At 69.1% G+C, this 18820-nt stretch carries 18 protein-coding genes; 15 read left to right on the forward strand and 3 right to left on the reverse strand.

Annotated features, from left to right (window positions below):
* Both NQ152_RS08675 and NQ152_RS08680 read left to right on the forward strand, forming a co-directional pair.
* Positions 1-669 carry a CoA transferase subunit B gene (locus NQ152_RS08675; protein ID WP_257523688.1) on the forward strand — a complete coding sequence of 223 codons (669 nt, stop codon included), beginning with the start codon at positions 1-3 and terminating at the stop codon, positions 667-669.
* Positions 666-1850: an acetyl-CoA C-acetyltransferase gene (locus NQ152_RS08680; RefSeq protein ID WP_257501966.1), complete on the forward strand. Its 1185-nt coding sequence runs from the start codon at positions 666-668 to the stop codon at positions 1848-1850. The genes NQ152_RS08675 and NQ152_RS08680 overlap by 4 nt, the downstream gene beginning before the upstream one ends.
* 60 nt (positions 1851-1910) lie before the next feature.
* Here the strand turns inward: NQ152_RS08680 and NQ152_RS08685 are convergent, their stop codons facing one another.
* On the reverse strand, positions 1911-2165 hold the full coding sequence (locus NQ152_RS08685) for a hypothetical protein (protein ID WP_257501967.1): 255 nt from the start codon (positions 2163-2165) through the stop codon (positions 1911-1913).
* A gap of 131 nt (positions 2166-2296) precedes the next feature.
* Here NQ152_RS08685 and NQ152_RS08690 point away from each other — a divergent pair, with 131 nt between their 5' ends.
* Genes NQ152_RS08690 through ilvC form a run of 6 tightly spaced genes read left to right on the forward strand, consistent with a single transcriptional unit; the run spans position 2297 to position 9657 of the window.
* A complete protein-coding gene (locus NQ152_RS08690; RefSeq protein WP_257523689.1) occupies positions 2297-3721 on the forward strand; it encodes a trehalose-6-phosphate synthase in 1425 nt (474 codons plus the stop codon).
* Positions 3718-4515, forward strand: coding sequence for a trehalose-phosphatase (gene otsB, locus NQ152_RS08695; protein WP_257523690.1), 798 nt, complete (start codon positions 3718-3720; stop codon positions 4513-4515). Before NQ152_RS08690 ends, otsB begins: the two co-directional genes overlap by 4 nt.
* Before the next feature lie 9 nt (positions 4516-4524).
* Entirely contained in the window at positions 4525-6234 is a 1710-nt protein-coding gene (ilvD, locus tag NQ152_RS08700; protein ID WP_257523691.1) for a dihydroxy-acid dehydratase, read from the forward strand.
* Positions 6235-6276: 42 nt separating this feature from the next.
* Entirely contained in the window at positions 6277-8079 is a 1803-nt protein-coding gene (locus NQ152_RS08705; protein WP_257501971.1) for an acetolactate synthase large subunit, read from the forward strand.
* A gap of 3 nt (positions 8080-8082) precedes the next feature.
* The gene (ilvN, locus tag NQ152_RS08710) at positions 8083-8592 is read left to right on the forward strand and encodes an acetolactate synthase small subunit (protein ID WP_257501972.1); all 510 of its coding nucleotides are present in this window, start codon (positions 8083-8085) and stop codon (positions 8590-8592) included.
* Between the two features lie 39 nt (positions 8593-8631).
* Positions 8632-9657 carry a ketol-acid reductoisomerase gene (gene ilvC / locus NQ152_RS08715; protein ID WP_257501973.1) on the forward strand — a complete coding sequence of 342 codons (1026 nt, stop codon included), beginning with the start codon at positions 8632-8634 and terminating at the stop codon, positions 9655-9657.
* Between the two features lie 199 nt (positions 9658-9856).
* Here the strand turns inward: ilvC and NQ152_RS08720 are convergent, their stop codons facing one another.
* Positions 9857-10774 carry an oxygenase MpaB family protein gene (locus NQ152_RS08720; protein WP_257523692.1) on the reverse strand — a complete coding sequence of 306 codons (918 nt, stop codon included), beginning with the start codon at positions 10772-10774 and terminating at the stop codon, positions 9857-9859.
* Positions 10775-10838: 64 nt separating this feature from the next.
* Here NQ152_RS08720 and NQ152_RS08725 point away from each other — a divergent pair, with 64 nt between their 5' ends.
* The 3 genes from NQ152_RS08725 to serA all read left to right on the forward strand — a co-directional run bounded on the left by NQ152_RS08725 (position 10839) and on the right by serA (position 13428).
* Positions 10839-11330, forward strand: a complete 492-nt coding sequence (locus NQ152_RS08725; RefSeq protein WP_257523693.1) for a DNA polymerase III subunit gamma/tau — start codon at positions 10839-10841, stop codon at positions 11328-11330.
* Positions 11327-11677, forward strand: coding sequence for a bacitracin resistance protein (locus tag NQ152_RS08730; protein ID WP_257523694.1), 351 nt, complete (start codon positions 11327-11329; stop codon positions 11675-11677). The genes NQ152_RS08725 and NQ152_RS08730 overlap by 4 nt, the downstream gene beginning before the upstream one ends.
* A 146-nt stretch (positions 11678-11823) precedes the next feature.
* Complete coding sequence (serA, locus tag NQ152_RS08735) at positions 11824-13428, forward strand: phosphoglycerate dehydrogenase (RefSeq protein ID WP_257501977.1); 1605 nt, start codon at positions 11824-11826, stop codon at positions 13426-13428.
* A 15-nt stretch (positions 13429-13443) separates the two neighbouring features.
* Here the strand turns inward: serA and NQ152_RS08740 are convergent, their stop codons facing one another.
* Positions 13444-13989 (reverse strand): TetR/AcrR family transcriptional regulator, encoded by a 546-nt coding sequence (locus NQ152_RS08740; protein ID WP_257523695.1) that lies wholly within the window; start codon positions 13987-13989, stop codon positions 13444-13446.
* 106 nt (positions 13990-14095) lie between these two features.
* On the opposite strand from NQ152_RS08740, the gene NQ152_RS08745 reads away from it, so the two are divergent.
* From NQ152_RS08745 to NQ152_RS08760, 4 genes are all read left to right on the forward strand, one after another.
* Positions 14096-15637, forward strand: a complete 1542-nt coding sequence (locus NQ152_RS08745; protein ID WP_257523696.1) for an MFS transporter — start codon at positions 14096-14098, stop codon at positions 15635-15637.
* A gap of 94 nt (positions 15638-15731) precedes the next feature.
* The gene (locus tag NQ152_RS08750; protein ID WP_257523697.1) at positions 15732-16829 is read left to right on the forward strand and encodes a 3-isopropylmalate dehydrogenase; all 1098 of its coding nucleotides are present in this window, start codon (positions 15732-15734) and stop codon (positions 16827-16829) included.
* Between the two features lie 45 nt (positions 16830-16874).
* The gene (locus NQ152_RS08755) at positions 16875-17981 is read left to right on the forward strand and encodes a branched-chain amino acid aminotransferase (RefSeq protein ID WP_257523698.1); all 1107 of its coding nucleotides are present in this window, start codon (positions 16875-16877) and stop codon (positions 17979-17981) included.
* Positions 17982-18032: 51 nt separating this feature from the next.
* Positions 18033-18797 carry a fumarylacetoacetate hydrolase family protein gene (locus tag NQ152_RS08760; RefSeq protein WP_257501982.1) on the forward strand — a complete coding sequence of 255 codons (765 nt, stop codon included), beginning with the start codon at positions 18033-18035 and terminating at the stop codon, positions 18795-18797.
* Positions 18798-18820 lie beyond the last annotated feature (23 nt).

The raw sequence follows: 18820 nt of genomic DNA on the forward strand, positions 1-18820 counted from the left end.
ATGGCTCTCAGCCGCAACGAGATGGCTGCCCGCGCAGCCGCCGAACTGAGCGACGGTTCGTACGTCAACCTCGGCATCGGCCTGCCCACGCTGGTGCCCAATTTCGTGCCGGACGGCGTGACGGTGGTGCTGCAGTCCGAGAACGGCATCCTCGGGGTGGGGCCCTATCCGACCGAGGCGAACGTGGATCCGGACCTGATCAACGCCGGCAAGGAGACGGTCACCGTCCTGCCCGGCGCCGCCTTCTTCGACTCCGCCACGAGCTTCGGCATGATCCGCGGCGGCAAGATCGATGCGGCCATCCTCGGAGCCATGCAGGTCTCGGCCACCGGCGACCTGGCGAACTGGATGATCCCCGGCAAGATGGTGAAGGGCCCGGGCGGCGCGATGGATCTGGTGCATGGCGCGGGCAAGGTCATCGTGCTGATGGAGCACGTCGCCAGAGACGGCTCGGCCAAGATCGTGGACTCCTGCTCCCTGCCGCTGACCGGCAAGGGCGTGGTGCACCGCATCATCACCGACCTCGCCGTGATCGACGTCACGGATGCCGGGCTCGTGCTGGTCGAGACCGCGCCCGGCGTGAGCGTGGACGAGGTGATCGCGGCCACGGAACCGCCGCTGACCGTCTCGGAGCACCTCACCACCACCGCGGTTAAGGTGGACGCATGAACACCGAGGACGTCGTCATCGTCGCTGCCGCCCGCACCCCGCAGGGCAGGCTGAAGGGTCAGCTGGCTGCGCTCACCGCGGTGCAGCTGGGCAGCGCCGCGATCCGCGGAGCCCTCGCGCAGGGCGGGATCGCCCCGGATGCCGTCGACGCGGTGCTGATCGGACAGGTCCTGCCCGCCGGAGTCGGCCAGAACCCCGCGCGTCAGGCGGCGGTCGGCGCCGGCATCCCCTGGGACGTTCACTCCGGCTCCGTCAACAAGGTGTGCCTGTCCGGACTGACGGCGATCATCGACGCAGCGCGCATGATCGCCCTCGGTGACGCCACCGTGGTGGTGGCGGCGGGCATGGAGTCGATGACGCGCGCGCCGCATCTGCTGATGAACTCCCGCGAAGGCTGGGCCTACGGCTCGGTCGAGGTGCTGGACCACATGGCGTACGACGGGCTGACCGACGCGTATGACCGCGAGAGCATGGGCGCCTCCACCGAGCGCCACAACGAGCGTTTCGACGTCACCCGTGAGATGCAGGATGCCGTGGCCGCCCGCTCGCATCAGCGCGCCGCCGCGGCGACCGAGGCCGGCGTGTTCGATGCAGAGATCGTGCCGGTCGAGATCCCGCAGCGCAAAGGGGATCCGCTCGTCGTGAGCACCGACGAGGGGATCCGTCCGGACACGACGGTGGAGACCCTCGGCCGACTGCGCGCCGCGTTCGCCGAGGGCGGGTCGATCACCGCCGGCAACTCCTCGCAGATCTCCGACGGCGCATCCGCGGTCGTGCTGACCCGCCGCTCCCATGCCGATGCCAACGACTGGCCGGTTCTGGCCGTGGTCGGTGCCTCGGGTCAGGTCGCGGGACCGGACAACTCGCTGCACGCGCAGCCCGCGCGGGCGATCGAGAAGGCATGCCGGAAGCAGGGGATCAGCCCCGCCGATCTCGACCTGGTCGAGATCAACGAGGCGTTCGGTGCGGTCGTGGTCCGCTCGCAGCGCGAACTGGGGCTCGCTGAGGACGTGGTGAACATCCACGGCGGCGGCATCGCGATCGGACACCCGATCGGCGCGTCCGGCAACCGACTCGTGGTGCACGTGGTGCACGAGTTGCTGCGTCGCGGCAGCGGGACCGCGGCCGTGGCCCTGTGCGGCGGCGGCGGGCAGGGCGACGCCCTGATCCTGACCCGCTGACGCGGCTGGAGTCTTCCGCACATCACTCGGGTTTCGTGCAGTACGAGATCCCGCTCGCGACTACCGCCGCAGCTGCTTCTTGAGCAGCTTCTGCTCCTTGCCGTGGACGGGGGAGTCGGCGGCGATGACGGCGCCGTGCGACGCGCGCCGGGTGTCCACGATCGCGCCGATCGCCAGAGCCAGTGTGATGCCCCAGCTGAGCCACCCCAGGGCGGTGCGCCAGGTGAACGGGGCGTCCTCTCGCAGGCCGCGCAGCAGCGTGATGCCGCCGGTGATCGCGGTGAGGATGCCGGTGCCGAACAGATACTTGCGCATGCCCCCACGCTAGCGCGCGGCCGAAAATCCTGCCGCCTCTTGACATCCCCCGCCTCACCCGCCAGCGCCGGATGGGCCGGTGCCGGACGGTAACCTGGAAGTCCAGCGTCTCGTCAACCGTCAGGAGCCTCGTGACCAAGGCAGAGTTCGTCGTCGTCGCCAATCGACTGCCCGTGGACCGGACCGTCGACGATGAGGGCTCGGACGCATGGCGGCGCTCACCCGGTGGTCTGGTCACCGCACTGGAGCCGGTGATGCAGAAGGCCGACGGCGCCTGGGTCGGCTGGGCCGGCCAGCCCGATCTGGACGCGGAGCCCTTCGACTTCGAAGGAACGCACCTGGTCCCGGTGAAGCTCACCGCGGAGGACGTCGAGCTGTACTACGAGGGCTTCTCGAACGACACCATCTGGCCGCTGTACCACGACGTCATCTCCGAGCCGCGCTACAGCCGCGTCTGGTGGGACGCGTACGTCCGCGTCAACCAGCGCTTCGCCGAGGCCTCCGCCAACGCGGCGGCCGAGAACGCGATCGTGTGGGTGCAGGACTACCAGCTGCAGCTGGTTCCGAAGATGCTCCGCGAAATGCGGCCGGACGTCACGATCGGCTACTTCCACCACATCCCGTTCCCGGCATACGGCCTGTTCTCGCAGCTGCCGTGGCGGCGCCAGGTGCTGGAAGGACTGCTCGGCGCGGACGTCATCGGATTCCAGCGGGTGGCGGATGCCGGCAACTTCGCCCGCGCGGTCCGCCGCCAGCTCCGCTACGACACCAAGGCGTCCGGCATCTCGGTGCCTCGCGGCGACGGCACCACGCGCGTGGCGCTGGCCAAGGCCTTTCCGATCTCGATCGACGCGTCCTCGTACATCGAGCTCGCCCATCGCGAGGATGTGAAGGCCCGCGCGCGCGAGATCCGCGAAACCCTGGGCAACCCGAAGCGGATCTTCCTCGGCGTGGACCGGCTGGACTACACCAAGGGGATCAGCCACCGGCTCAAGGCCTACGGCGAGCTGCTGGCCGAAGGGCGCCTGAACGTCGAGGAGACCACGCTGGTGCAGGTGGCTAGTCCCAGCCGCGAACGCGTCGCGGCGTACATCCAGCTGCGCGACGAGATCGAACTGACCGTGGGCCGCATCGACGGCGACTTCGACACGATGGGTCACACCGCGATCCGCTACCTGCACCAGGCCTACCCGCGCGAAGAGATGGTCGCGCTGTTCCTCGCCGCCGACGTGATGCTCGTGACCGCCTTGCGTGACGGCATGAATCTGGTCGCCAAGGAATACGTCGCATCGCGGGTGGACAACCGGGGCGTGCTCATCCTGAGCGAGTTCGCCGGGGCGGCGGACGAACTGGGCACCGCCGTGCGGGTCAACCCGCACGACATCGAAGGGCTCAAGGACGCGATGATGCGGGCGGTGGAGATGCCGGCGGCCGAGCAGGGACGCCGCATGCGGGCGGCACGCCGACGCGTGCTGGAGCACAGTGTCGAGGACTGGTCGCGCGAGTTCCTGGACGCGCTGGCGCAGTTCCGCAGCACTACGGAGACCGACCGATGAGCGCACTCGAAGACCCGGCGGCGATCGAAGACGCGCTGCGCAGGATCGCGGCATCCGAGCGCCTGCTGGTGGCCCTCGACTTCGACGGCACGCTCGCCCCGCTCGAGGACGAGCCGATGAAGGCGCGCGCGCTGCCCGAGGCGGCCGCCGCGGTCGCGGCGCTGGCCGCCATCCCGGACACGCCGGTGGCATTCGTCTCGGGGCGCAGCCTCCACGATCTGCGAGAGATCGCCGAGCACGTCGAGGATTCGCCGGTGCATCTGGCCGGTTCGCACGGCGCCGAGTTCTGGGTTCCCGGCGAGGACACGGTCGCGATCGAGCTCGTTCCGGAGGCCGATGGCCTCCGGGACGAGCTGCGCGAGGCGATGACGGCCGGGCTGGCGCACCTGGACGGGGTGTGGGTCGAGCCCAAGACGTTCGGCTTCGGCATCCACACTCGTCTGGCCGGCGCCGAGGACGCGCAGTTCGCGAGGGATGCCGCGGACCGGCTCGTCCATCAGCGTGCGCCGCACTGGCGGCGGCGCACCGGCCACAACATCGTCGAGTACTCCTTCCGCCACGAAGGCAAGGACTCGGCGGTGGCCACCCTCCGCCGGCGGCTCGGCGCGACGGCCGTGCTGTTCGCAGGCGACGACGTCACCGACGAAGACGCCCTGGCCAGTCTGGGCCCGGACGATCTCGGCATCCGGGTGGGCGGCGGCGAGACGGCCGCGACGGTCCGCGTCGCCGATATCCGGGCACTGGCCACCGCGCTGCAGCTGCTCGCGCGAATCCGCACCAGCGCACGGGAATAGGATCGAGGAATGTCTTCTGAGCCCGGCAACAGCATCGATATCAAGCCCCGCAGCCGTGTCGTCACCGACGGCATCGAGGCGACGACATCGCGAGGCATGCTCCGCGCCGTCGGGATGGGCGACGCCGACTGGGACAAGCCGCAGATCGGCATCGCGTCCAGCTGGAACGAGATCACCCCGTGCAACCTGAGCCTCGACCGGCTCGCGCAGGGCGCCAAAGAGGGCGTGCACTCCGGCGGCGGCTATCCGCTGCAGTTCGGCACGATCTCGGTCTCCGACGGCATCTCGATGGGCCACGAGGGCATGCACTTCTCGCTGGTCTCCCGCGAGGTCATCGCCGACTCGGTCGAGACGGTCGTCATGGCCGAGCGACTGGACGGCACCGTGCTCCTGGCCGGCTGCGACAAGTCGATCCCCGGAATGCTGATGGCCAGCGCGCGGCTGAACCTGTCCAGCGTGTTCCTGTACGCCGGATCGATCGCGCCCGGCTGGGTCAAGCTCAGCGACGGCACCGAGAAGGAGATCACGATCATCGACTCCTTCGAGGGAGTCGGCGCGTGCATGGCCGGGCGGATGACCGAGGCCGACCTGAAACGGATCGAATGCGCATTCGCGCCCGGTGAGGGCGCCTGCGGCGGCATGTACACGGCCAACACGATGGCCGCCGTCGGCGAGGCGCTCGGACTGAGCCTGCCCGGATCCGCGGCACCGGCGGCCGCCGACCGCCGCCGTGACTACTACGCCCACCGCTCCGGCGAAGCCGTCGTCAACCTGCTGAAGCTCGGCATCACGACCGGTGACATCCTCACCAAGGAGGCGTTCGAGAACGCGATCGCGCTGGCGATGGCGCTCGGCGGCTCGACCAACGTGGTGTTGCACCTGCTGGCCATCGCCCGCGAGGCCCAGGTGGACCTGAACCTGCACGACTTCAACCGCATCGGCGACAAGACGCCGCACATCGCCGACATGAAGCCTTTCGGCCAGTTCGTCATGAACGACGTCGACCGGCAGGGCGGCATCCCGGTCATCATGAAGGCGATGCTCGATGAGGGTCTGCTGCACGGAGACGCCCTCACGGTGACCGGCAAGACGCTGGCCGAGAACCTCCGCGAGCTCAACCCGGACCCGGTCGACGGCACCGTCATCCACACCCTCGACAACCCGATCCACGCGACCGGCGGCATCACCATCCTGCACGGCACGATGGCCCCCGAGGGGGCGGTCGTGAAGTCCGCCGGCTTCGACGCGAACGTCTTCGAAGGACCCGCCCGCGTGTTCGAGCGCGAGCGCGCCGCCATGGATGCCCTCGAGGCGGGCGGCATCAGCGCCGGCGACGTCGTCGTCATCCGCTACGAGGGCCCGAAGGGCGGCCCCGGGATGCGCGAGATGCTCGCGATCACGGCCGCCATCAAGGGCGCCGGCCTCGGAAAAGATGTACTACTGTTGACGGACGGCAGATTCTCGGGCGGCACAACCGGCCTGTGCATCGGCCACATAGCTCCCGAAGCGGTGGACGCAGGTCCGATCGCCTTCGTGCGCGATGGTGATCTGATACGGGTCGATATCGCGGCTCGAACTCTCGACCTACTCGTCGACGAGGCCGAGCTGGGTTCCCGCCGTTCTGGCTGGGAGCCGCTTCCTCCGCGCTATACCCGTGGCGTTCTTGCCAAATACTCGAAGCTCGTGCGCTCCGCTGCGGAGGGCGCGGTCACGGGTTAAGGCCTGCCCCAGACACTCATCTCTCGACAGAGGATCATCATCATGTCCGCCGAATCCGCCACGGCCCTTCCCCGGCCACCCGCTCGCACCGCGCCCGCGCCCGTGCTCACGGGCGCGCAGGCGGTCGTCCGCTCGCTCGAACTGCTGGGCGTCACCGACGTCTTCGGTCTGCCGGGCGGCGCCATCCTGCCTGTGTACGACCCGCTCATGGACAGCACCGAGCTGCGCCACATCCTCGTCCGCCACGAGCAGGGCGCCGGTCACGCGGCCGAAGGCTACGCCGCAGCATCCAACAAGGTCGGCGTCGCCATCGCCACGTCCGGCCCGGGCGCGACCAACCTCGTGACCGCCATCGCCGACGCCTACATGGATTCGGTGCCGATCGTCTGCATCACCGGACAGGTGTTCTCCAACCTGATGGGCACGGACGCCTTCCAGGAAGCGGACATCGTGGGCATCACGATGCCGATCACGAAGCACTCGTTCCTGGTCAAGCGTGCCGAGGACATCCCCAGCGCGATCGCGGCCGCCTTCCACATCGCCGGCACCGGTCGTCCCGGCCCGGTGCTGGTGGACATCACCAAGGACGCCCAGCAGGCCGAGGTGCCGTTCGTCTGGCCGCCCAAGGTGGACCTGCCGGGGTACCGGCCGGTGGTCAAGGCGCACGGCAAGCAGATCCAGGCGGCGGCACAGCTGCTCGCCCACGCGAAGAAGCCCGTCCTGTACGTCGGCGGCGGAGTGATCCGCTCGCAGGCGTCCGAGGAGCTGCTCGCCCTCGCCGAGACGACCGGAGCGCCGGTGGTCACCACGCTCATGGCCCGCGGCGCGTTCCCGGATTCGCACGCTCAGCATCTGGGCATGCCCGGAATGCACGGCACGGTGCCCGCGGTACTGGCGCTCCAGGAAGCGGATCTGCTCGTCTCGCTGGGTGCGCGCTTCGATGACCGCGTGACCGGCAAGGCGGCGCTGTTCGCGCCGAACGCGAAGGTCGTGCACGTCGACATCGATCCCGCCGAGATCGGCAAGATCCGCACCGCGGACGTGCCCATCGTGGGCGACCTGAAGGAGGTGCTGGTCGACCTCGAGGCCGCGTACCGCAGCCAGGCCGACGGCGCCGTGGCGGACACCGAGGAATGGTGGTCGTTCCTGGACGGGCTGCGCGATGAGTTCCCGCTCGGCTACACGCAGCCGACGGACGGACTCATGTCTCCGCAGTACGTCATCTCGCGCATTGGCGAGCTCACCGGGCCGGAGGGCATCTTCGCCGCCGGCGTCGGCCAGCACCAGATGTGGGCGGCGCAGTTCATCAAGTACGAGCGTCCGAACGCGTGGCTGAACTCCGGCGGCGCGGGCACGATGGGCTACTCGGTGCCGGCGGCGATGGGCGCCAAAGTCGCCGAGCCGGACCGTCACGTGTGGGCGATCGACGGCGACGGATGCTTCCAGATGACCAACCAGGAGCTGGCCACCTGCGCCATCAACAACATCCCGATCAAGGTCGCGATCATCAACAACTCCTCGCTGGGCATGGTGCGCCAGTGGCAGAGCCTGTTCTACGACGGCCGGTACTCGCACACCGACCTGAACACCGGACACGGCACGGTCCGCATCCCCGACTTCGTCAAGCTCGCAGAGGCGTACGGCTGTCTGGCGATCCGCGTCGAGAAGGAAGAGGACGTGGATGCCGCGATCACGCTCGCGCTGGAGACCAACGACCGGCCCGTCGTCATCGACTTCGTCGTGAGCGCCGACGCCATGGTCTGGCCGATGGTGCCGCAGGGTGTCAGCAACAGCTACGTCCAGTACGCCCGAGACCACTCGCCGGCGTTCGATGAGGAGGCCTGAGCCATGCCGAGCCACGTGCTGAGTCTCCTGGTGGAGGACAAACCGGGTCTGCTGACCCGTGTCGCGGGGCTGTTCGCCCGTCGCGGCTTCAACATCGAATCCCTCGCGGTGGGCGTCACCGAGGTGCCGGGGCTGTCCCGCATCACGGTCGTGGTCGACGTCGACGAGCTGCCGCTCGAGCAGGTGACCAAGCAGCTGAACAAGCTGGTCAACGTCATCAAGATCGTCGAGCTGGACATGACCTCGTCGGTGCAGCGCGAGCACATGCTCGTGAAGGTGCGCGCCGACAACGCCAGCCGCTCGAACGTCCTCGAGGTCGTGAACCTGTTCCGCGGGTCGATCGTCGACTACGCGCCGGATGCGCTCGTGGTCGAGGTGACCGGCGACAAGGGCAAGGTGGATGCGTTCCTCCGCGCTCTGGAGCCGTTCGGCATCAAGGAACTGGCGCAGTCCGGGCTCCTCGCCCTCGGCCGCGGCGGCAAGAGCATCACCGAGCGCGTCCTGCGCGGCTGACTCGGACAGAGACCAAGAACACAAGGAGAACACATCCCCATGGCCGAACTCTTCTACGACGCCGACGCCGACCTTTCGCTCATCCAGGGCAAGAAGGTCGCGATCGTCGGCTACGGCTCCCAGGGCCACGCCCATGCACAGAACCTCCGTGACTCGGGTGTCGAGGTCGCCATCGCGCTCAAGGACGGCTCGAAGTCCGCCGCCAAGGCCCAGGAGGACGGCTTCGAGGTCCTCTCCGTCGCCGACGCGACGATCTGGGCGGACGTGATCATGATCCTCGCGCCGGACCAGCACCAGCGCGGCATCTACACCGACTCGATCAAGGACAACCTGGCGCCGGGCAAGACGCTCGCCTTCGCCCACGGCTTCAACATCCGCTTCGGCTACATCGACGCGCCCGAGGGCGTGGACGTCATCCTGATCGCCCCGAAGGCGCCCGGCCACACGGTGCGCCGGGAGTTCGTGGCCGGCCGCGGCATCCCGGACATCATCGCCGTCGAGCGCGACGCATCCGGCCAGGCGTGGGATGTTGCCCTGTCGTACGCCAAGGCCATCGGCGGCACCCGCGCCGGCGTCATCAAGACGACCTTCACCGAAGAGACCGAGACCGACCTGTTCGGCGAGCAGGCCGTCCTGTGCGGCGGCACCTCGCAGCTCGTCCAGTACGGCTTCGAGACCCTCGTCGAGGCCGGATACCAGCCCGAGATCGCCTACTTCGAGGTGCTCCACGAGCTCAAGCTCATCGTGGACCTGATGTGGGAGGGCGGCATCGCCAAGCAGCGCTGGTCGATCTCGGACACGGCCGAGTACGGCGACTACGTCTCCGGGCCCCGCGTCATCGACCCGCGGGTGAAGGAGAACATGCAGGCCGTCCTGGGCGACATCCAGTCCGGCGCGTTCGCGAAGCGCTTCATCGCAGACCAGGATGCCGGTGCACCCGAGTTCCTGGAACTGCGCGAAAAGGGCGCCACGCACCCCATCGAGGAGACCGGCAAGGAGCTGCGCGCCCTGTTCGCGTGGAAGCAGACCGACTCGGACTACACCGAAGGCTCCGCAGCGCGCTGACCTTCCGCACGCGATACGCCGGCGGGCGCCCTGTGGGGTGCCCGCCGGTGGTGTTTCCAGGGCTGTGGTGTGCTGCCGCTCTGCGGTGGGGCCGCTGGGCCGAGCGGTGTCTGATTCGGGTGGCGGCGCCGGATTCGGATGCTGTCGCCGTGCGCATCCGAATCCGATACCTGTCTCCGAATCTGGGAAGGGCTGACGGTCAGGCGGCGGGCTGCGACCCGGCGGAGGCGTCACGCAGGCGAGCGATCCGCGCCTGCGCGGCATCCTCGGATGTGGACCGCTCGCCCAGCAGGGATCGCGCGGTGCGCAGCACAGCGCCGGTGGCGGGAACGGCGAGGAATCCGGGTCGGGGGAGTCCCAGCATCCGGCGGTGCAACGGATCGAGGGACGCCACCGCGCCGGCGAACATGACGCGGTACGGCGCGATCATGCCCTTCGCGAGCGGCGGGGTGCGGATGAACCGCACGACATCCAGGACGCGGGCGTCGGTCTTCAGGACGCCGGCGTCGGCGATGGCGCGCAGCCTGCCGCGCAGCTCGTGCGCGGTCAGCGGTGGGTCGGACAGGCCGATCAGCTCGCCGGCGGTCGCCCATTCCCGCACGTAGGCGTCCGGGCCGCCGGGGATCTCGCTCTCCCAGATCTCGTGGCAGGTCAGGAACGAATCGGTGAAGGCCAGATGCACCCACTCGATCAGCTCCGGGTCGCTGGCGCGGTACGGGCGCGGGGCGCCGAACGCGTCGACGTACTCACCCTGCACGCGACGGTGCAGGCCGCGGACCTGGGCCGAGGAGCGTTCGGCGGTCGCGCGATCGCCGAAGGTGACGGTGATCAGCCAGCGGATCGTGCCGGTCAGCCGCCCGAGCGGGTCTTCGCGGTAGCGCGACCAGTCGTGCACGCCGGCCATCGCGCCCGGGTGCAGGGCCTGGACCAGGAGGGCGCGGATGCCGGCGACCATCGTCGCCATCCCGCCGTGCACCGCCCACGCGGCCGATCCGGGGCCGAAGAAGCCGGCGTCGTCCCCCCCAGCGAGGTTGCGCACCCACTGCGGTGACCCGTCATCCGTTCCGGAGAGCGTCTGCAGCAGGTGGGATCGCCAGCGGTCGCGCACGGTCGCCATAACGCCAGTACACCATGCGCTCAGACAGGTGGGGCCGGTCGCGACCGACGGCTACGCTGGAGCCATGGCCCGCGGCACAGACGACGACGCCCTCGCATGGGATGGTGACGACGATCCCACACTCGATGTGGGCGCCGGTCCGGCCGCGGATGCCCCGCTCGCAGCCCTGCCGGACGGCTTCACCGCCGTGGGCAGAGGAAGCGCAGACGTCGGACGCGTGCACGATGACGGTTCGGTCACGATGCCGCAGGAGCGGGTGCCGATGGGCAACGCAACCCTCATCACGCTCGGCATCCTGGGCGGCGTCTACCTGCTGTATGCGATCGGCTGGCTGATCGGAGGTCTGCGTCTGCAGGGCGCGCGGCAGTACCTCGTGAGCGATGTGATGTACCAGGGCAGCCTGTGGCTGGCCGTCCTCGCCCCGGTGCTCTGGTTCGGCACCGTGTTCCTGCTGACGACGGCTGCCAAGCCGTGGGTGCGCATCGCCTGGCTGCTCGCGGGTGTCGCGCTTCTGCTGCCATGGCCGTTCGTGATGATCGGGGCGGTGGGACGGTGATCCGCAGGACCGCAGAAGGCACCGAATCCCGTGTCCGGGCGATGCCCACCTGGCTGGTCGCCACCATAGCGGGCGCCCTCGGGCTGTTCTACGCGTATGCCGTGTGGAACGCGGTCGGCAACCTCGTGCAGGCGGCGCCGCTGGGGCTCAATGGGCTGGGCTGGTTCATCTGGATCTTCGCGATCCTCTTTCCCGTCATCGTCTGGGGCGCGGCGTTCGCGGCGGGTTACAAGCGCCGGCCGCACGAGTTCCTCCTGGTGATGCTGAGCGGCCTCGGGCTGGTCGCCGTGTTCTGGCTGAACGTCGTCGCGTACACCACCCTGAACACCGCGTCGCTGCTGGCCTGAAGGTCGGCGGCGTCGTCATCCGGCCGGGACGGATGCGGGCGAGCCGATAGAGTGGCACCTGTATGCGCCCCGATGGCGTGCGGCGCAGCATCCACCCCTCTTCAGGCCGCATCTCGCGTGCCCACTGCTCCAAAGGATCCGCTGCCGTGCCGAAGCCTGTCGTGCTCATCGCCGAAGAACTCTCACCCGCAACGATCGACGCCCTCGGGCCGGACTTCGATGTCCGCCAGGTCGACGGCACCGACCGTCCCGCCCTGCTCGCGGCCCTCTCGGACGCGCACGCGGTGCTGGTGCGTTCCGCGACCAAGATCGACGCCGAGGCGCTCGGAGCTGCTCCGCTGCTGAAGGTCGTCGCCCGTGCGGGCGTCGGCCTGGACAACGTCGACATCAAGACCGCGACCACTGCCGGTGTCATGGTCGTGAACGCACCGACCTCCAATATCATCTCGGCCGCAGAGCTGACCATCGGGCACATCCTCAGCCTCGCGCGCCGCATCCCCGCCGCACACGGGTCGCTCTCGCAGGGCCAGTGGAAGCGCTCGTCCTTCACCGGCACCGAGCTGTTCGAGAAGACGGTGGGGATCATCGGCCTGGGCCGGATCGGCGCGCTCATCGCCGCGCGCCTGAACGCGTTCGACATGCGTGTGATCGCGTACGACCCGTACGTCACGAGCGCTCGGGCCCAGCAGCTGGGCGTCCAGCTGGTCAGCCTGGACGAGCTGATCGAGCAGAGCGATTTCGTCACGATCCACATGCCGAAGACCCCCGAGACGACCGGCATGATCGGCGCCGAGCAGCTGCGTCGGATGAAGCCGACCGCGTTCGTGGTCAATGTCGCCCGCGGCGGACTCATCGACGAGGGCGCACTGTACGACGCGCTCACCGCGGGTGAGATCGCCGGCGCCGGCCTGGATGTCTTCAGCGCAGAGCCTCCCGCCGCCGGCTCGGACGCGCAGCGCCTGCTGGACCTGCCCAACGTCGTCGTCACACCCCATCTCGGCGCCAGCACCGAAGAGGCCCAGGAGAAGGCCGGCGTCTCCGTCGCACGCTCGGTCCGCCTCGCGCTGGGCGGCGAGCTGGTTCCGGATGCCGTCAACGTCGCCGGCGGGATCATCGACCCGTACGTGCGCCCGGGCATCCCGCTCGTGGAGAAGCTCGGGCAGATCTTCGCATCGCTGTCGCACTCGCCGCTGACCAGCCTCGACGTTGAGGTGCACGGCGAGCTCAGCCAGTACGACGTCAGTGTGCTCAAGCTCGCGGCGTTGAAGGGGCTGTTCACGAACATCGTCAGCGAGAGCGTCTCGTACGTGAACGCGCCCCTGCTGGCCGAGCAGCGCGGAGTCGACGTGCGCCTGCTGGTCGATGACGTCAGCGACGAGTACCGCAACGTGATCACGCTGCGTGGCGCGCTCTCGGACGGCTCGCAGCTGTCGGTCTCGGGCACCCTGACCGGCACCAAGCAGATCGAGAAGCTCGTCAGCATCAACGATTACGCTCTCGAGCTGCCGATCGAGAAGCACCACGTGGTGATGCTGTACACCGACCGCCCCGGGATCGTCGCGATCTACGGGCAGAAGTTCGGCGAGGCGGGCATCAACATCGCCGGCATGCAGATCGCCCGCACGAGCGCCGGCGGGCAGGCTCTGAGCATCCTGACCCTGGACTCGCCGGTCAGCGACGAGCTGCTCGACGACGTGCAGAGCGCCATCCACGCCGACTTGTTCCGCCAGATCGAGATCACCGAGTCCTGAGCTGCGGCGCGCCGTTCACCCGTGGGCGGCGCGCTCCACCAGCGCGATGAGGTCATCCATCGCCGCCCCTCGGGGTATCGGACCGGCGATGCCGTCGCCCTTGAGAGCGTTGTTGTAATAGAGCCCGTCGCTGATCAGCATGATCAGGTCGAAGGATGCCGCGTCCTTCGCATGCGGACGCATCGCCTCGCCCCACTCCGCCCGCACCTCCCGCAGCGCCGCGCTGGCCGGCGTGTGCCCGCCCTGCGCGAGGCGTGACACGGCGATGAGGGCGCGGTCGAGCGGATCGTTCTCCAGGGCGGAGGAGCGCAGGAAATAGGCGATGGGTCCCTCCGGCGCGCTGCCGATCGCGGCGACGTCAGCGTCCACGAGGGCGCGCAGACGTTCGATGACCCCGGCAGCCAGGGCGTCCTTCGAGGCGAAGTGATAGAGCAGCCCGCCCTTGGAGACACCCGCCGCGCGGGCGGTCGCCTCCAGCGTCGCCGCGCGTTCACCCGCGTCGATCAGGATGGTCTCGAAGGCGTCGAGCACGCTCTGTCTGGCCCGCGGCGGACGGCTCATGCGCTCGATGCTATCCAGCACCGGATCAGCGGGGAGGGTTTCACGCCTGTTACTATACCGGCTGGACGGTTTACCTGAATCGCCCGGACAACGGACGAGGAAGATCATGACCGACACACTGACCCGCACGCCGACGGCGGCGGGCGCCCGCGTCGGGTGGCGCGGCTGGGCGGCCCTGGTCGTTCTCATGCTGCCGGTGCTGCTGGTCTCGGTCGACAACACGGTGCTGAGCTTCGCGCTGCCGCAGATCGCGCTGGACCTGGAACCGAGCGCGACACAGCAGCTCTGGATCATCGACGCCTACCCGCTGGTCCTGGCCAGCCTTCTGGTCACCATGGGCGTGCTCGGGGACAGATTCGGCAGACGACGGATGCTGCTGATCGGCGCGGCCGGGTTCGGTGCCGTCTCCGCGCTGGCGGCCTTCGCGCCCAGCCCCGAGTGGCTCATCGCGGCTCGCGCGGCGATGGGCGTGTTCGGTGCGATGCTGATGCCGTCGACGCTGTCCCTGCTGCGCACCATCTTCACCAATCGCGACCAGCGCCGCATGGCGATCGCGGTGTGGGCTGCCGGCTTCTCGGCCGGTGCCGCGCTCGGACCCATCGTCGGCGGCGTCCTCCTGGAGCACTTCGCCTGGGGGTCCGTGTTCCTGATGGCCGTTCCGGTGCTCGTGCCCCTGCTGGTGCTGGTCCCGATCCTCGTTCCGGAGAGCCGGGACCCGAGCCCGGGTGGCTTCGACCCGCTCAGCGTCGTGCTGTCGCTGGCGACCATGGTGCCGATCGTCTACGCGATCAAGGAGTTCGCCGTGCACGGCGCGGAGAGTCCCCTGCCGCTCGTGCTGATCGGTGCAGGCATGCTGTTCGGGGTGCTGTTCGTGCGACGGCAGAACCGGCTGCAGACGCCGATGCTGGACATGGCGCTCTTCCGCCGCGGCAGCTTCACCGGCTCGGTCCTGGTGAACCTGCTCAGCGTCATCGGGCTGGTCGGCTTCCTGTACTTCGTCGCCCAGCACCTTCAGCTCGTGGTCGGGCTCTCGCCGCTGCAGGCCGGCCTCGCCCTGGTGCCGGGTCTGCTGGCGATGATCGTGGCCGGCATCGGCGTCGTGCCGATCGCCAAGCGTGCAGCGCCGCGCCTGGTCGTGCCGCTCGCGCTGTGCTTCTCCGTCCTCGGATACGTGCTTGTCGCCGTCAGCACCACCTCGGCCTCGCTGCCGCTGCTGATCGCGGCCTTCGTGTCGCTGGGAGTGGGGATCGGCGCAGCCGAGACGGTCTCGAACGAGCTCATCCTCGCCAGCGCCCCGGCCGCCAAGGCCGGCGCGGCCAGCGCCGTCTCCGAGACGGCGTACGAGCTGGGAGCCGTGCTCGGCACCACCATCATCGGCGGCCTGCTGGCGGCGTTCTACCGCGCCAATCTCGTCCTGCCGGATGCTCTGCCCGGCGCTGCTGCCGACGCCGCCCGCGAGACCCTAGCCGGTGCCGTCGCCGCCTCGCACGAACTGGACGCCACGCTCGGCCAGGCGCTTCGGGATGCCGCGGCATCCGCTTTCGACACCGGAGTGGGCGTGACCGCCCTGATCGGAGCGGCGCTGATCGTGGTGGCTGCCGTGATCGCCGCTTTCACGCTCGGCGGCCGGGCCGGCGCGAACCGCTGAGCCGCAGGCCAGGTGCCCTGCTCCGGGCAGGCACGCGGGCCGGCGATCGGAGCGGCTCGCCCGCCGGTACGCTGGCAGGGACAAGAGGAGAGCGATGTCGGGCGTTCAGGTAACAGTGTCGGATGCAGAACGGGCGGGGCAGTCCAGGACCGTGCGACTGGCCGTCATCCCCGGTGACGGCATCGGTCCCGAAGTCATCTCCGAGGCAGAGAAGGTGCTGGATGCCGTGACGGCAGGATCCGGCATCCGCTTCGACAAGACGCGTTTCTCGCTGGGTGCCGCGCGATTCCTCGACACCGGCGACACACTCACCGATGACGACCTGGCCGCCATCAAGGCGCACGACGCGATCCTGCTCGGAGCCGTCGGGGGAGTGCCCGGCGATCCGCGGCTCGAAGACGCCAACATCGAGCGCGGACTGCTGCTGAAACTGCGGTTCGAGCTCGATCATTACGTCAACCTGCGTCCCTCGAAGCTCTACCCCGGCGCGCCGGGTCCGCTCGCAGACCCGGGCGAGATCGACTTCGTCGTGGTCCGTGAGGGCACGGAAGGACCGTACGTCGGCAACGGCGGATCGATCCGCACGGGCACGCCGCACGAGGTCGCCAACGAGACGTCGGTCAACACCGCCTACGGCATCGAGCGCGTCGTCCGGTACGCGTTCGCGCTGGCCGAGCGACGCCGCAGCAGGCTCACCCTCGTGCACAAGACGAACGTGCTCGTGCACGCGGGCGGGATGTGGCAGCGGATCGTCAGCGCGGTCTCGACAGAGCACCCGGACGTCGCCGTAGACTATCTGCACGTCGATGCGGCAACGATCTTCCTGGTCACGAACCCGTCCCGCTTCGACGTGATCGTCACCGACAACCTCTTCGGCGACATCCTGACCGACCTGGCCGGCGCCGTCACCGGTGGCATCGGCCTCGCAGCGTCCGGGAACATCAACCCGGATGGCGCGTACCCGTCGATGTTCGAGCCCGTCCACGGTTCGGCGCCCGACATCGCGGGGCAGCAGAAGGCCGATCCCACTGCCGCGATCCTGTCCGTCTCGCTCCTGCTCGATCATCTCGGGCTGCACGAGGAGGCGCAGCGTGTCACCCGCGCTGTGGAGGAGGACATCCAGGCGCGCGACGGCGCCGCACGCCCGACGTCCGCGATCGGCGACGCGATCGTCGAGCGACTGCAGGCGTAATCTGAAACCGCTCGCTTGGTGAGCGCAACCGAACTTGGACGTGACATGACACTCATCGGAACCGACCCCGACACCGGACTCGCACCCCTGCAGTTCGCCGTGACCCGCAACCTCGCCGCCAAGAATCCCGCGCAGCGCGAGGCGATCTTGAGCGACCCGGGCTTCGGTGTGAACTTCACCGACCACATGGTCGACATCTGCTGGTCCGTCGGCGGCGGCTGGCATCGCCCGCGCGTCCAGCCCTATGGGCCGATCACCCTGGACCCCGCCGCCGCCGTGCTGCACTACGGGCAGGAGATCTTCGAGGGCATCAAGGCGTACCGCCACCCGGACGGGTCCATCCACACCTTCCGCCCCGACCAGAACGGCCGCCGCCTGCAGCGGTCGGCCCGGCGTCTGGCGCTGCCGGAGCTTCCGGTGTCGTACTTCATCCAGTCGCTGCGGGAACTGATCGCCGTCGACGGCGCCTGGGTTCCCTCTGGCGAGGACCAGAGCCTGTATCTGCGGCCCTTCATGTTCGCGAAGGAAGCCTTCCTCGGCGTGCGGCCGGCGCACAAGGTCAACTACTACGTGATCGCCTCGCCCGCGGGAGCGTACTTCCACGGCGGCGTGAACCCGGTCTCCATCTGGCTCAGCGAGGATTACGCCCGCGCGGGCAAGGGCGGCACCGGCGCGGCCAAGACCGGCGGAAACTACGCGGCCTCCCTGCTCCCGCAGTCCGAGGCCTACGAGCACGAGTGCGACCAGGTCGTCTTCCTCGACCAGGACCGCAACGTCGAAGAGCTCGGCGGCATGAACATCGTGTTCGTCTACAAGGACGGCAGGATCGTCACGCCCGAGTCCCCGTCCATCCTGGAAGGCATCACGCGCGACTCCATCCTCCAGCTCGCACGCGACCGCGGACACACGGTGCAGGGCCGTGCCGTGTCGCTGGACGAATGGCGTCAGGGCGTGGCATCCGGCGACATCGTCGAGGTGTTCGCCTGCGGCACCGCCGCCGTGGTCACCCCGATCGGCGTGCTTAAGGGCGCGGACTTCTTCGACCAGCAGCCCCTCGGCACCCTCGCGCTGGAGCTGCGCAAGGAGCTCACGGACATCCAGTACGGCCGCGCCGAGGACAAGCACGGCTGGCTGCTGCGACTGGACGCCTGAGCGCCGCACGGTCTTCATTCCGAGGATGCCGCGGCTGAGTAGGCTGAACGGGTGAGAATCGCGCGCTTCAGCCACCAGGACGCCATCCGCTTCGGCATCGTCGACGACATCGACCTCGTCGTGCTCGAGGGCGATCCGATGTTCGCGGGCTTCGACACCACGGGGGAGCGTGTTCCGCTCGGCGACGTGGTGCTGCTGGCCCCGGTCATCCCGCGCTCGAAGATCGTGTGCGTCGGGCGCAACTACCGCGCCCACGCGGAGGAGCTCGGCAACGAGGTGCCCGCCGAGCCCCTGCTGTTCCTCAAGCCGAACACCGCGGTGATCGGCCCGGGCGATACGATCGTGCGCCCGCCCCAGTCCACGTTCACCTCGTTCGAGGGGGAGTTGGCCGTGGTGATCGGATCGATCGCGAAGAACGTCTCGGCGGACCGCGCCTCCGAGGTCATCTTCGGCTACACGATCGCCAACGACATCACCGCCCGCGACCTGCAGAAGACCGACGGGCAGTGGGCGCGCGCGAAGGGGTTCGACACCTTCTGCCCGCTCGGCCCGGCGATCGAGACCGACTTCGACGTCGCTTCGGCGACGCTCGAGACGCGTCTGAACGGCGAGGTCGCGCAGCGCGCGCCGCTGACCGACATGATCCATTCGGTCGCGGACATCATCGCCTATGCGTCCGCTGCCTTCACCCTGCTGCCGGGGGACGTCATCCTGACCGGAACGCCCTCCGGGGTCGGTCCGTTCGTCGCGGGCGACACGATCGAAGTCCAGATATCCGGTCTCGGCACGCTGCGCAACACGGCGCGGGACGCGTGACCCGGATCGCCCACCCGGAACCC

The sequence above is a fragment of the Microbacterium sp. zg.B48 genome (assembly GCF_024623505.1).
Lineage (GTDB): Bacteria > Actinomycetota > Actinomycetes > Actinomycetales > Microbacteriaceae > Microbacterium.

Coding starts and splice junctions, on each gene's coding strand:
- NQ152_RS08675 (WP_257523688.1), top strand. CDS start 1: ATGGCTCTCAGCCGCAACGAGATGGCTGCCCGCGCAGCCGCCGAACTG.
- NQ152_RS08680 (WP_257501966.1), top strand. CDS start 666: ATGAACACCGAGGACGTCGTCATCGTCGCTGCCGCCCGCACCCCGCAG.
- NQ152_RS08685 (WP_257501967.1), bottom strand. CDS start 2,165: ATGCGCAAGTATCTGTTCGGCACCGGCATCCTCACCGCGATCACCGGC.
- otsB (WP_257523690.1), top strand. CDS start 3,718: ATGAGCGCACTCGAAGACCCGGCGGCGATCGAAGACGCGCTGCGCAGG.
- ilvD (WP_257523691.1), top strand. CDS start 4,525: ATGTCTTCTGAGCCCGGCAACAGCATCGATATCAAGCCCCGCAGCCGT.
- NQ152_RS08705 (WP_257501971.1), top strand. CDS start 6,277: ATGTCCGCCGAATCCGCCACGGCCCTTCCCCGGCCACCCGCTCGCACC.
- ilvN (WP_257501972.1), top strand. CDS start 8,083: ATGCCGAGCCACGTGCTGAGTCTCCTGGTGGAGGACAAACCGGGTCTG.
- ilvC (WP_257501973.1), top strand. CDS start 8,632: ATGGCCGAACTCTTCTACGACGCCGACGCCGACCTTTCGCTCATCCAG.
- NQ152_RS08720 (WP_257523692.1), bottom strand. CDS start 10,774: ATGGCGACCGTGCGCGACCGCTGGCGATCCCACCTGCTGCAGACGCTC.
- NQ152_RS08725 (WP_257523693.1), top strand. CDS start 10,839: ATGGCCCGCGGCACAGACGACGACGCCCTCGCATGGGATGGTGACGAC.
- NQ152_RS08740 (WP_257523695.1), bottom strand. CDS start 13,989: ATGAGCCGTCCGCCGCGGGCCAGACAGAGCGTGCTCGACGCCTTCGAG.
- NQ152_RS08745 (WP_257523696.1), top strand. CDS start 14,096: ATGACCGACACACTGACCCGCACGCCGACGGCGGCGGGCGCCCGCGTC.
- NQ152_RS08750 (WP_257523697.1), top strand. CDS start 15,732: ATGTCGGGCGTTCAGGTAACAGTGTCGGATGCAGAACGGGCGGGGCAG.
- NQ152_RS08755 (WP_257523698.1), top strand. CDS start 16,875: ATGACACTCATCGGAACCGACCCCGACACCGGACTCGCACCCCTGCAG.